The sequence below is a fragment of the Neobacillus rhizosphaerae genome (assembly GCF_050477885.1).
In the GTDB taxonomy this organism is placed as follows: domain Bacteria; phylum Bacillota; class Bacilli; order Bacillales; family Cytobacillaceae; genus Neobacillus; species Neobacillus rhizosphaerae_A.
The window spans coordinates 1-13,350 of the sequence record NZ_JBCNAC010000196.1 but is presented as its reverse complement, the minus strand read 5'-3'; the positions used below and the strand labels follow the sequence as shown (position 1 = coordinate 13,350).

The following is a 13,350-nucleotide window of genomic DNA, read 5'->3' as shown; positions in this document are numbered from 1 at the left end:
GGGGGACTGTCCCCTTTTTTATTTTTTTCATGTATGGAAGAGGATTTTTGAGAAACCATAAGAAAATGGAACTCTCAATTTTTATCAGTTTAACCATTTTTCTGTTGCTCTCTTTTATCGTGAAAAAACAGAAGCTTACGTTGTTTGAAAATATTTTTCTCTATATTATTGTGGAATTTATGGTGACCAGCTATTGTGCCATCCTTTACATCAATGTTGATGTATGGCATGTGGCCAATAAGGCGGGCCTGTTTATTATCTTTCGAATCTATGAAGCGATTGTGTATCCAGCCATCTGGCTTTGGTATTTTAATCTCCATCCACAGCGTGTGGCGAAGCTGTCGAGATTGCTACTGGCTTTTTTATTTGTGGGAATAGAGTGTGTGGTGGAGAAAGCGCTAGTCCTCTTGGGAGTTATTATCTATAAGGATTGGCAAGTTTGGCAATCCGTTTTGGTACAAATTTTAGTACTGGTAATGACTTCGGTTTTATTGACATGGTTTCAAACGATTTTGAAAAAAGAAGGGATTCACTAGCGATGATGCCTCTTCCTCAACCTTTTGATAAAAATGAATGGTTTGTCTTGATAGGTATTGTTGTGTCTTATTCTCTTGTTCGATTGCTGCCGAAACGGTTTCCAAGGGTGGTCAGCGTGTTACTAATGCTGTTTGGGCCCATTGTTGCCAGAATGTCTGATCATTTCTTAGCATCGCCGAAGCTGGACTTATATAACTTAATGGATACTCCTAACTATGACCTCTTTGATCTTTTTACCTACTTTTTATATGCTCCATTTTCCTATTTGTTTATTTATTTTTATGACAGGTGGAACGTAAAAGGAGCGGGACTTCTTCTTTATCTTTTCCTATGGACCATTGTCTCGGCTATGTTTGAATGGATACATAAGTTATTTCATGTGTTTACATACCATAGCTGGAAGCTGTCGTACTCTTTCACCGTGTACCTTGTCGTCCAATGCTTGGAGTTGCTTTATTTTTATTTGCTGGTACGAACATATGAGTTGACTAAGGGGAAGGATAAGAGCAAGAGTAAGCTATTGGTTGCTAAATCGAACCCTAAACCTAAGGGGATAAGCAAGTTCCATAACTAAAAAAGACCTTCGCTTTTACATAAGCGAGGTCTTTTTTAGTTATTAAGGTGTATCTCCCAGACCGACGGTAATGGAGTAGACTTGGTTTTCATTACCTTCGTGAAAGTGGAAGATGACGACAAACTTCCCAACTGGCTCCATTTCAGGGAACAGCTTGGCCAATGTGTCACTATGATAAAGCATGACTTTTTGAGGTAAGTCTGATGTATCAGTGAATTCTTTTTCTAATTTGGCATCCTTCGGTATTAATTTTCCAGCTATTTGTTTAGCTTCTTCTATTGAACGGGTTTTTTGATCAGTTGTTTCAAATTGAACAGTGATGTCTATCGCGCGATTGTTGATAAACATTGGCAGCAAGTAATCATTTTTGAACCTGCCCATTTGTTCATTTCCTTTGTTCTCACCGTATTCCTTCGTGAAAGCATCTACTGTATCGCCAAGACCCGGATCGACAGAAACTTGTTCGGTTACTGTCTCCTTTTTGGTCGTGTTGGTTGTATCCTTCTGTGTAGTCGTTTCCTTTTTCGTTGGGTCTGTATCTTTAGCCTTGTCCGAATCGCTGTTGTTACAGCCTGCTCCCATTATAGCTAAGCACACGAACAACACTATTAATCCCAATTTCCTCATATGTACCTCCATGTTGAAATATTCTAAACCTTCATATTCCATTCCCCATTATAATTCCACCATCTCAAACGTGCAACGCATTACCCATTATGAGCGGGTGTCCACTGTGTGCGAACAAATGTCTTTCTTTGGTGCCAGGCACCATTTATTTTCTTAAGGTTAAGTTAAGGAATTCACATGATAATGGGGGCATCAAGTTATTTTATTCATGGTGGTAGTTGGCGCATTCAGGTCAAGGAGGAGGAGTAGTGGTAGATGAACAAGTGGATATGGATTGTGATTACTATTCTGGTTATTGGGTTTGTAGGGTATCAGTGGTACAACTCAAGAACAAGTACTCAGGAGGTAACAACCCAGGTTCGAACGGCTGTCGTACAAAAAGGGAATTTAGAAGTAAAAATCAGTGGCTCAGGTTCCATCCAGCCAGTTACAAGTGAAGATATTAAATCGACCATCGATAATAACGAAATTGATGAAGTACTAGTTGCAGCGGGTGAGACGGTAAGTGCTGGAGATGAATTGATAACCTTTACTGACGATAGTGATCCGATTACTGCACCGGCTGATGGTATGGTCACAAGCATTGCAGTTGCAGCTGGGGATCGAATAACAAATGGACAAGTAGTGGCGCATCTGACCAATTATAAGGATTTACAAACGATCGTTCAGGTGGATGAATCAGATATTCCAAAGATAAGAGAGGGACAGACAGTTGAATTATCGGTCAGTGCGTTTCCTGATCAGGCATATACAGGTAAGGTTACTGCTATTGCAGACGAAGGAACATTAGCGAATGGATCCTCTACCTTTGATGTGACTATTCATATTGAAAAACCAGTCAATCTAAAGGTCGGAATGAGCTCTGAAGCCAATATTCTCACGGCCAGCAAAAAGGATGCACTTTATGTTCCAGTGGATGCTTTATACACAAACAACAATGAGAGTTATGTAGTTGTTGCTTCGGCGGGAGCCAATACCGATCAAGCTAGTGGTACTGCGACGCAACAAACAGTAAAAACAGGGCTTGCAACAGAGGAATATGTGGAGATTACTGAAGGGGTAAGCGAAGGTGACGTTGTTCAATTACCACAGCTCACATCGGGAAGTTCCTCAACGAACCAACGAGGCGAGGTGATGCAGGGCATGGGTGGCATGCCGGCCGGTAATATGCCTCAAGATGACGGTGGAAAGGGAACGCAAAGCACTGGATCTAGTCAATAATGAACTGCCACAAGGATTTATTTTTTAGATAAGGTCAGATTCTCCACATTTAAGAGGTAATTCTCCACAAATTTATAAGAATTCTACACAAGTTTGTGAGAATTCTACACAAAATCTAAGGAATTCTACAAAAATAAGATTTATTCTACAAAATCGCAAACTAATTCTACAAATGTTAGAAAAAAATCCCAATCACTCCCGAAAAAAGACTAAAGAGCGGCAAGCAAAGCTACAACTATATAAAAAATCAAAAGGTGCTATGATTCATAGCACCTTAACAGTCTTTCTTGATGATATTTTGCTTTTTCAATGATTTGTTGTTTTAGGTTAGAATCCAAACAGTCTTGTGAAATACGGTGAAAGTAATGATAACGCCATTTGTGCCATTGAATGGTCAATTGCTGAACCACATTTATCACCTCATCAATTAGTTATAAATCGTCACGGTCATTAAGTGGATATAACTCTTACTATACCCTTCGTACGACATTCCAATCTTTTGTACATGGATATAAGGGAAAATATTAGCAGGAACCAATAACAAGTCGTTCTTTTTCTAAAAATGCTATAATGGAAAAGGTATTAATGAAATTCTAGCTAAGGGGAAATGAATATGATTCTCGTTGTTGGCGGAGCTGGTTACATAGGTAGCCATCTTGTGAAGGAGTTAGTAGAAAAAGAAGAGGTCGTTGTGCTCGATAACTTGTCAACTGGGCACCGCGCGGCCGTTGATAGCCGAGCTATTTTTGTAAAAGGTGACCTTGGTAATGAAGAAGACTTACAAATGGTCTTTAGAAGCTATCCAATCAAGGCCGTTATGCATTTTGCTGCTTATAGTTTAGTTGGGGAATCAGTAGTTGACCCATTAAAATATTATGAAAATAACGTGGCTGCGACTTTAACTCTGTTAAAAGTAATGATGAAATTTAATGTGAAAAACTTTATTTTTTCTTCTACGGCGGCAACCTACGGAATTCCAGAAGTGGAGCTTATTGATGAAATGAGTGCAACTGCACCGATCAATCCTTACGGCCATTCTAAGCTAATGGTAGAAAAGATTCTTGCTGATTTTTCAAAAGCCTACGGATTGAACTATGTGGTTCTCCGCTACTTTAATGCTGCTGGTGCGCATAAATCTGCTGTTATTGGCGAAAGTCATGACCCAGAAACCCACTTGATTCCAATCGTCCTTCAGCAATTACTGGGACAAAGGGAAAAAGTAGCCGTATTCGGCACCGATTATGATACTCCGGACGGAACATGTATTCGTGATTATATTCATGTCACTGATTTAGCAGAGGCACATATTCTTGCACTTGAAGCTTTGTTGACAGAGAAGAAATCGGCTGAAGTGTATAACCTTGGCAACGGACTTGGTTATTCGGTTAAAGAAGTCATTGAAACATGTGAAAAAGTAACCGGTGTGAAGGCGAACGTTGAAATGGCGGACCGCCGTGCAGGTGACCCTGCTAGATTGGTAGCATCATCACAAAAGATTCTCACCGAGCTAGGCTGGAAAGCAGAACGAAACCTAGAGCAAATCATCGCTGATGCTTGGAATTGGCATAAAAATCAACAATACTAATAGAAAATTTGGTGTTTCTAAACCTCTTGCCTCGCGTGCAGGAGGTTTTTTTATATCTAATAGAAATATTTCATTATTTAGAACTTATCTTTGAATAATTATTTGATTTACTTCGTAGACAACCTTGTGTATGATTTTCTGTTCCTTTTTTGTGTTTTGAGTTAAGATTTAACTGTTCAAACAATTTGTCAATGAAAAAATGAGGTGTTCGTTTTTGGAGCATAAACCTACAAATAATATGGGTAACAAGGCTGAACGATGGAATAGTGAATTACTAAAGGAGCGCCTCAACCTAACTCTTGCCTTTAGCAAAAGATACCAAATGTCGGCGGCAGTTTGTTATCTCCGACTACATCTTCCCTTAGAGTTACCCCAACATATAGACCACGACATCGAAGAGTCTCTTGCTAGCAAGATCCTAGTGAGATTAAAGCGGACCATTCGGGATATTGATACCGTTGTGAAAATAAATAGAACAGATTTTGTTATTTTGATCGCCGACATTACTGAACACGATTGTCAGGTCATAAGCGAGAGAATTCTCCGTTCCATTTCGGATACTTATACCATCGACTTTCATCATTTTTCCATTAATGGCAATATGGGGATTTGTATGTTTCCGTATGGTGCGGAGACACCTGTGGAGCTGCAGTCGATAGCTAAAACGGCCATGTATGAAGCAGAGGCGATGGGGGATAATCAATTTGTACTTTACAAGGGGGATTTAAATCAAAGGGCCCACCGGAAAGTGCTCATCGAAAATGACCTCCCGTATGCATTAAAGAAGGGACAGCTTTATGTCCAATACCAACCGCAGTATCATTTGGAAAAGAGAACCATCGAGGGAGTAGAAGCGTTAATCCGATGGAATCATCCAAGTCTTGGAGACATTTCACCAGCTGAATTTATTCCATATGCCGATGATGCGGGTATGAGCCATAGACTTTTTTTCTGGATGTTTGAAGAGGTATGTAAACAAATTCAAAGTGAAACCAATCGGAACTTAAAATATTCGATTAATCTGTCCGTGAATCAACTCCTCCTATCCTATTTTTTACCTGAGATTACTAAGCTGATTGGGTGGTATTCAGTTTCGGCAAGCAAAATTACATTGGAAATTACCGAAAACATTGAGGTTTATACAGTAAAAAAGGTAAATGATACGTTACACTCTCTGAAAGAGATGGGGTTTACGATGGCTCTAGATGATTTCGGAAACGGCTATTTCTCGTTTTCGGACTTTATTAAGCTACCTGTTGATTTCATTAAGCTGGATCGCCATTTTGTTTTTAGTTTATTGAAAAACAAGCAGCATGAAGGTGTCATATCACCGATTATTCAGATGGCCCATAATCTGGGCTTACAGGTGATTATTGAAGGAATTGAAGACCATACACAGTTTATGGTGTGGGAGAATCTGGGTTGTGATATTATCCAGGGTTATTTTATTAGTAAACCGTTAACCTTTGATGTGCTTAATGAGACAATCGTTGAGATAGAATCAAGGGTTAATGCAAGTAATTGATTTAAGGGTGGCATTTATATGAGAAAAACATGGAAAGATATTCTGCTTATTATAACGGGCGCACTTATTTTTGCAATAGGGGTCAACTTTTTCACCATTCCGAATCGGTTGTCTGAAGGTGGAATCTTAGGGATCACGATTATTGCCCACTATTTATTTGATTGGTCGCCGGGTGTGGTGAACTTTGTTTTAAATATTGTCCTGTTAGCAATCGGTTATAAGTTCTTTGATAAAAGAACGATGCTCTATACATTATTTTCGATTGGGGCCTGCTCCGGTTTGTTGTATTTGACGGAGGATCTAGGAAGGCAACTAACTAAAGATACCTTTTTGGCTTCCGTGTTTGCAGGGTTATTGGTCGGTGTCGGTCTGGGCTTGATATTCCGCGCTGGAGGAACCTCCGGTGGATCGACCATTTTAGCAAGGTTGGCAAATCAGCTATTAGGCTGGAGCATAGGGAAAGCGATGTTAATTATTGATATTATTGTAGTGGCAGGTTCGGTTTTTATTATTGGTCTTGAGAAGGCGATGTACACGTTACTAATCGTGTATATTGGGGCGAAAGCGATTGATTTCATTGTAGAGGGATTGGATGAACGGGTGGCGGTCTTAATTATTTCCAATTCACCAGAACTCGTTTTGGAGAATATTACGGGTAAAATGTCACGTGGCTTAACCGTTTTAGACGGGCGCGGCGGCTACACAGGACAAAACAAAGAAGTTCTCTACATCGTCATTAACAAACAAGAAATCGTCCAACTCAAAAACACCATCCGAGACATAGACCCGAACGCCTACGTCACAATTCACAACGTCCACGAAATGATGGGCAAAGGATACAAAGCGAGTTAGCAAGGGGACAGGCACCGTTCGTGGACATTGGTCTCCTATGGATAGATAGATAAATTATTATAGGGAGAGAATTGATTTGCAAGATATTCATACTGTTACCCCATTAGCTGAAAGATTTGAGACAGCTTTTAATCGGATACATAAATGCCTAATGAAACTAGTTCGTAACGCAAGAAGTGATAGTTTTAAAGTATTATTGGACAGCGGAAATTCCCATGCCATTATTCGGACCCATCGGCATGATCTGTATCAATATGCAAAGCTTCGTAATGCCCTTGTCCATGAAAAAATAAAGGAACGGTATTATATTGCAGAGCCAAATGTTGATGTCGTGTCGCACATTGAAATGATTGCTGAGCAATTTGAACAGCCTCCGACTGTTTTATCCATTGCCAGTTCACCAGTGCTCTATTATAAAGAAGACACACCGTTAAAGGATATTTTGAAAGTTGTAGACAGGCTTTCATACACGATGTTTCCGATCTACGACTCAACTGGCGTGTTTAAATGGTTGCTTACTTCGGAAGGGATTATACGTTGGTTGTCCAAACAGCCACTTTCAGGTATCTCCATTGAAGACGTTCGTGTTCATGATCTTTTTGTTCATGAAAAAAAGCATGAAGTTGTCTTTGTAAAAAAAGGGACAGATATTTATGAGGTAGAGGAAGTTTTCGAAGATGCCTTTTTAGCCCAAAAGAAGCTAGAAGCTGTCATGATCACAGAAAATGGGCTGGCAACCGAGAAGCCGCTCGGAATCATCACGTCATGGAATTTAGTTGAAATTGATGCGTTAGAACAGCAGTTGCAAAAATAATAGGAGCAGTAAACGATAATCCTGAGCGTCTATCAAGGAAGTCCTTGGCTGACCTCAGGATTTTTTGCAAGAACACGCTTTAATGGACGTAGCTTATCAATCCCCCGGAAAATGCTGGGTGATGACCTGTCTCACTTTTTCATTTACAATAATATTCAGAAAAAAATTTGTGTGGTGGTGCTTGTGTTTGTACTGGTAATGTTTCTTGGTGTGTTAATGCCCATCGTCGGTTTCGTCGTTTTAGTGATGCTAAGATTGCTCGACCAAGAGCTGGATGTCTTGGAACTCGAAAATATTAAGGTACGACTGGAGAAAGAGCTGAAGGAGAGTGAGTATCGGCAGCTGTCGGAACGGATTCAGCCACACTTCTTATTTAACGCCCTCAACGCATTTTTATCGCTAAGTCGAATCGGCCGACATCAAGATATGACAGAAGGACTTGAACAGTTTTCGCTGTTTCTGCGCTACCGGTATCAGGATCATGAGGTACTGGTTCCTTTTTCAACAGAGTTAGACCACACGAAAAACTACTTAGCTGTCCAGCAATTGCGTTTCGGAAAACGGTTAGCCGTTACCTACGAGTTGGATTCGACATTACTTGACAGTAAAATTCCTCCCTACACCCTGCAAACACTTGTGGAGAATGCTTTCAAGCATGGCCTTGAGAAAAAGGCGGGGGACAAGCAATTGACGATTGAGTTTGAGCGGGAAGGAAATTGGGTGTCCTTAAAAGTGTTTGATAACGGTCCTGACCGAATACTTGAGCCTGCTTACTGGAAGGGAACAGGGCTACATAATATCGAAAAAAGGTTTCAGCTCATTTTCGATCTGCCGTCCACCATTCAATTATCAGAAACTAAGGATGGGCGAACGTTAGCCCATGCCTATTGGCCATACTTACCTGGAGATGATTAAATGAACATCCTAATTGTTGATGATGAATACTTGGAAATTGAACAGCTACGCTTTCTCATACACCGTAAATATCCGTTATGGAATATCTTTTCAGCAGAGGATAGCGTGTCTGCATGGAAAATAACTGAGCAGGAAAGCATCCATCTGGCCTTTATTGATATTCGGATGCCAGGGGAGGACGGTTTGACTCTGTCCAAGCGCTTAAAGGAAAAACAAAGCGGTATTGAGATTGTCATTGTTTCCGCACACCAGGATTTTTCTTATGCCAAAAGGGCAATTCAAGCAGAAGTCATGGATTACCTGGTGAAGCCTGTCATTGAACAGGAATTATTAGCGGTGATTGAAAAGTACTTAGAGGTCAATAAACATGCAGTGGCAAAATCTGCACATGTTCAATATGTAATTAAGAAAATCGAACTCCATTTTTCTGAAAAATTAAGCCTCCAAGAGATTGCAGATGAAATACCGATGAGTGCCTCCTACCTGAGTCATTTATTCTCTGAGGAAATCGGCTCGACCTTTCAGGAGTATCTATTAACGTACCGGATTCATCAGGCAAAAAAGTTAATCGTAAGTAAAGCGGACTGGAGTATGAGCAGAGTTGCAGAAGCTGCCGGATTCTCGAGCCAACATCATTTTAGCAATATATTTAAAAAAGTAGAGGGCATGACGCCGAGTAGGTATAAGGAGAAACGGGGATGAGGTTCTTACTCAGGCGTGGAGCCAATTATTTAAGGAGAAAAACCAATGATTGATTGGTATGTCATTCTATTTTTAGCGATCGTCCTCTTGATTTTCCATATGGGGGAATTTGCCGGTCACAAGGATGCAGCTGCCTATGTTCGACTCTCAGGGAAAAATCAAGTATCGACTGGGACCGTTTCGATGCTTTTTCGGTTTCTAACCGGAACTTTTGTATTTATTCCAGTCTACTTAACTGTTAGCCGAGGATACTTGGCGGGACTGGTCCTTTCTTCAGCAGGGGTGGCTGTCCTACTTTGGTTCAGCAGAAAAATTAGCCGAATGAACGACAACTTTGCGGCTTTTCAACATCTTGGAGCTCTTTTACAGGAGCGAATGCCAGAAAGAGGAAGAATGGCCGTCTATGTGTTGCTGTTTGTTGCGGGTAGTGAAGGACTGCTTCTTAGTACAGCCCTGGCTAACTCGTTTATGAAGATAGTTTTTTCAATCCAGCCGATATGGACAAGTTCCATTCTGTTCTTTTTTGTCTTTGTGTTTTCAGGAATGGGAGGTGCTGGCGGGGTTCAGAAAATGGGGCGCTGGCTGTTGTTTGGTTTTTTTACCGGGATTACTATTCTGCCGGTGGCAACCATCCTATACCATGGCGTTTCCTCTATCCATGAAAGATTTGTTCAGCTGCCAGGAGCTAATTGGGATGGGGGAGAACTTCTGGTTGCTGCCCTTTTATTTATGGTATTCACTGCAGGACATTTGCTTGTTTACTACCTCATTTCCGGCGATTTATTAGCAGTTAAGCGGACGAGATTAAAAGCAACAATTGGGCTCACAGCGATTTGCTGGAGCAGCATGCCAGTGGCTGTGTCTGTTATTGTGGTTTATTTGATGTCCCGAGGTGGAGGAACGGGGATATCAGGGCTGTTGAATAGTATGGGGCATGCCTTTTCAACGCCTCTTTTATATGTCCTGGCGGTAAGTGTGTTATCCTGCTTGGCTTTAAGTCTTGGTGTATCTCTTCACCATTTGGCGGGCTTACTGATTCCCCATTTTAAAGAAGAGCAAGGGGCGTATAAGGGATATTCATCGAGCCTTGTTCTGTGCCTTTTGTTCTATGGAGCGTCTTTCGTCGTAGACTTTACGACGGTATTTATTTTTTATATCCATTTGTTTGTCTCGTTGTGCTTACCGCTATGGCTGCTTCTTGGTTACCGAGTACGCTGGGGCTGGGAGCTTTCCCTTGTCCTTTTAGCCTCCAACGGATTGGGTCTTTGGATTTCTTTTACCAGTGAACTACTTACCGGGATTAGTGTAAATTTAGGCATATCAAGTGCTGTATTATTCTTCTTATTTATCAGAAAAATTAGAACAATGTAAAAATACTGCAAAATCTCATCAAGAAACTGCAAAACAGCCGTCCACCCTATCGATATAATGAGGAAAAAGGGAGGCGAGCATATGGTACAAACACTTGAAAAACAACAGTATTTTTATGCTTTTAGTAAAGAGAACAAGGTTGGATTACGTGTACCGTCTGGGGCACAGGTGGTAGTAGAGACCTTTGATTGTTTTCAGGACCAAATACAATCAACGGAGACGGAGTTTAACTCGATTGATTGGAATCAAATTAATCCGGCCACAGGAGCCATTTTTGTAGAGGATGCACAGCCGGGGGATGTTTTAAAAGTTAAAATAGACAACATTGAGCTTGGTGATAGTGGTGTACTAGCTACCGGACCGGGACTAGGCGTTATGGGGCACCGAATTGATGAATTCACGGTTAAGATGGTGCCAATTGTTGATGGAAAAGCGGTGTTTAATGAACGAGTAAAGCTGCCATTAAATCCAATGATCGGTGTGATTGGGGTAGCACCTGAAGGGGAACCCGTTCCATGTGGGACACCGGGAGCACATGGCGGCAATATGGATACAAAGTTGATTACAACGGGTGCGACACTTTATTTTCCTGTATTCCAAGAGGGTGCGCTGTTCGGCCTTGGTGATCTGCATGCGGCTATGGGTGATGGAGAAATCGGTGTTTCGGGAGTTGAGATTCCTGGAAAAGTGACGGTTACGTTAGAAGTGCTGAAGGGAAAATCTATTCCATTCCCATTTCTTGAAAATGAAGAAGGTGCGGCAGTCATCGTTTCGAAGGAAACGCTTGACGAAGCGGCCAAAACTGCCGTTGAAATCTTTGTGGATACCCTGCTTCCGCATACGGATTTGACGCTGGCCGAGCTGACAATGCTTTTCAGTGCAGCTGGTGAGGTTCAGGTTTCGCAAATTGTTGATCCGCTTTTAACCGCAAGATTTGTGGTACCAAAATCCATTCTCGAAGCTTACGATGTGAAGCTTTTCGGATAGGGAGGGGGAAAAGGATATGGAACCAGTCGTACCAACGAAACAACAGTCAAAAGCTCAAGGTGGACAGACAAATGTAGAACAATTCGGTTATAAACAGGAATTAAAACGTGCATTAACCTTTTGGGATTTGCTCATTTATGGACTTGTATTCATGGTGCCGATTGCTCCGTTCGGAATCTATGGGTATGTTGCCCAGGGATCTAACGGGATGGTCGCCCTTGCCTATTTGGTAGGTATGATCGGTATGATTTTTTCTGCGTTAAGTTATGCGAGGATGTCGGAGGCGTTTCCGATCGCAGGCTCTGTTTATTCCTATGCGCAGCGCGGAATTAACGAGCACGTGGGCTTTTTTGCAGGATGGGTTATTTTATTGGATTATATTTTAATACCCGCTTTATTATATTTAGTCAGTGCCGCAGCCTTACATGACATGGCACCAGAGATTCCGATTTGGATTTGGTTGGTTGCGTTTATTGGGATTAACACAGTGATTAACTATTTCGGGATTGAATTTACGGCTAAAGCCAATAAAGTTATTGTGGCGCTTGAATTAATTGTCCTTGTGGTTTTTGTCGTTGCTGCCATTATCGCGATTACAAAGGGAGTGAATGGAGCAGAATTTAATTTTAAGCCGTTATATGATAAAGAGCATTTCAGCATGAGTGCTGTTATGGGTGCTGTTTCCATTGCGGTGCTAAGCTTCCTTGGATTTGACGCGATTTCGACGTTAGCAGAGGAAACAAAGGGCGGTAAGAAGGTTGTTGGACGAGCGATTATTTTCTCGTTGTTAGTCGTGGGCGTATTGTTCATCATCCAGACATGGGTAGCCGCGTTAATTTGGCCGGATTATGCCTCATTTGAGAATGCCGATGTTGCGTTCTATCAGATTGCTGAAATTGCCGGAGGTCCATGGTTGAAATGGACGACAATTTTAGCCACAGCGCTTGCTTGGGGGATTGCGGATGCATTGGTGGCCCAAGCTGCAATTTCTCGTATTTTATACAGCATGGCTCGCGATAAAAAGCTGCCGAAGATTCTTTCGAAGGTTCATCCGAAGTATCAAACGCCGTATGTCAGTACGTTTCTAGTAGCTGCCATTTCTCTTGTGGTGACGATTGGATTTTCGTCACAGATTAATAGTCTTACCTCACTTGTGAATTTTGGTGCCTTGACTGCTTTCTTGTTCTTGCACCTGTCGGTTATTAATTATTTTGTCCGTAAGCAAAAAAGTAAAGATTATTTGAATCACCTTGTGTTCCCGTTAATTGGCTTCGTGATTATCGGGTACGTTTGGTTCAATCTCGACCCAACCTCGAAGAAGCTCGGCTTCGTCTGGATGGCTATCGGGATTATCTATATGATTTACTTGAAGCTTGCGAAAAAGGATTCTACTTTGAATGTAGAATAGGCATCATTTTATGAAACAGGGCAGCTGTTTTATAAGGGGTTCCGTTAACCGGTGCTATCTTATTAAAAGACACAAGAATTGTGACGTATGAATTGGCATACGTCTTTTTCTTTTTTTATCAAGGTATCTACGAAATTTCATTAACTCTTATCGATTGGGGCATCAGGTTAAGCACCCGAACTGATAAATAGACGGAAAAATTCCGCTTATTTAAGTCAAGCCCATTATTATG

14 protein-coding genes are annotated in these 13,350 nt (G+C 41.3%); 12 read left to right on the top strand and 2 right to left on the bottom strand.

What is annotated here, in order from left to right:
* Together ABES03_RS25400 and ABES03_RS25395 are read left to right on the top strand one after the other, a co-directional pair.
* A partial coding sequence (locus tag ABES03_RS25400) for a hypothetical protein (RefSeq protein ID WP_430121954.1) occupies positions 1 to 536 on the top strand: 536 nt, incomplete at its 5' end.
* Positions 440 to 1,111 (top strand): hypothetical protein, encoded by a 672-nt coding sequence (locus tag ABES03_RS25395; protein ID WP_430121952.1) that lies wholly within the window; start codon positions 440 to 442, stop codon positions 1,109 to 1,111. The genes ABES03_RS25400 and ABES03_RS25395, both read left to right, overlap by 97 nt.
* A gap of 42 nt (positions 1,112 to 1,153) precedes the next feature.
* Here the strand turns inward: ABES03_RS25395 and ABES03_RS25390 are convergent, their stop codons facing one another.
* A complete protein-coding gene (locus ABES03_RS25390; protein ID WP_430121950.1) occupies positions 1,154 to 1,738 on the bottom strand; it encodes a hypothetical protein in 585 nt (194 codons plus the stop codon).
* 255 nt (positions 1,739 to 1,993) lie between these two features.
* On the opposite strand from ABES03_RS25390, the gene ABES03_RS25385 reads away from it, so the two are divergent.
* On the top strand, positions 1,994 to 2,959 hold the full coding sequence (locus ABES03_RS25385; protein ID WP_430121948.1) for an efflux RND transporter periplasmic adaptor subunit: 966 nt from the start codon (positions 1,994 to 1,996) through the stop codon (positions 2,957 to 2,959).
* 257 nt (positions 2,960 to 3,216) lie between these two features.
* Here the strand turns inward: ABES03_RS25385 and ABES03_RS25380 are convergent, their stop codons facing one another.
* Positions 3,217 to 3,369: a hypothetical protein gene (locus ABES03_RS25380; RefSeq protein ID WP_430121946.1), complete on the bottom strand. Its 153-nt coding sequence runs from the start codon at positions 3,367 to 3,369 to the stop codon at positions 3,217 to 3,219.
* Positions 3,370 to 3,572: 203 nt separating this feature from the next.
* Between ABES03_RS25380 and galE the strand changes: the two genes are divergently transcribed.
* The 9 genes from galE (at position 3,573) to ABES03_RS25335 (ending at position 13,118) form a co-directional block, all read left to right on the top strand.
* Positions 3,573 to 4,544 (top strand): UDP-glucose 4-epimerase GalE, encoded by a 972-nt coding sequence (galE, locus tag ABES03_RS25375; RefSeq protein ID WP_430121944.1) that lies wholly within the window; start codon positions 3,573 to 3,575, stop codon positions 4,542 to 4,544.
* Between the two features lie 214 nt (positions 4,545 to 4,758).
* On the top strand, positions 4,759 to 6,069 hold the full coding sequence (locus ABES03_RS25370; protein ID WP_430121942.1) for a putative bifunctional diguanylate cyclase/phosphodiesterase: 1,311 nt from the start codon (positions 4,759 to 4,761) through the stop codon (positions 6,067 to 6,069).
* 18 nt (positions 6,070 to 6,087) lie between these two features.
* Positions 6,088 to 6,921: a YitT family protein gene (locus ABES03_RS25365; protein ID WP_430121940.1), complete on the top strand. Its 834-nt coding sequence runs from the start codon at positions 6,088 to 6,090 to the stop codon at positions 6,919 to 6,921.
* Between the two features lie 76 nt (positions 6,922 to 6,997).
* Positions 6,998 to 7,735 (top strand): CBS domain-containing protein, encoded by a 738-nt coding sequence (locus ABES03_RS25360; protein WP_430121938.1) that lies wholly within the window; start codon positions 6,998 to 7,000, stop codon positions 7,733 to 7,735.
* A 183-nt stretch (positions 7,736 to 7,918) separates the two neighbouring features.
* Positions 7,919 to 8,650: a sensor histidine kinase gene (locus ABES03_RS25355; RefSeq protein ID WP_430121936.1), complete on the top strand. Its 732-nt coding sequence runs from the start codon at positions 7,919 to 7,921 to the stop codon at positions 8,648 to 8,650.
* Positions 8,651 to 9,352: a response regulator transcription factor gene (locus ABES03_RS25350; protein WP_430121934.1), complete on the top strand. Its 702-nt coding sequence runs from the start codon at positions 8,651 to 8,653 to the stop codon at positions 9,350 to 9,352.
* Positions 9,353 to 9,397: 45 nt separating this feature from the next.
* Positions 9,398 to 10,723, top strand: coding sequence for a hypothetical protein (locus ABES03_RS25345; RefSeq protein WP_430121932.1), 1,326 nt, complete (start codon positions 9,398 to 9,400; stop codon positions 10,721 to 10,723).
* Between the two features lie 81 nt (positions 10,724 to 10,804).
* Complete coding sequence (locus ABES03_RS25340) at positions 10,805 to 11,710, top strand: acetamidase/formamidase family protein (protein WP_430121930.1); 906 nt, start codon at positions 10,805 to 10,807, stop codon at positions 11,708 to 11,710.
* Positions 11,711 to 11,726: 16 nt separating this feature from the next.
* On the top strand, positions 11,727 to 13,118 hold the full coding sequence (locus tag ABES03_RS25335; protein ID WP_430121927.1) for an APC family permease: 1,392 nt from the start codon (positions 11,727 to 11,729) through the stop codon (positions 13,116 to 13,118).
* Positions 13,119 to 13,350: the final 232 nt, after the last annotated feature.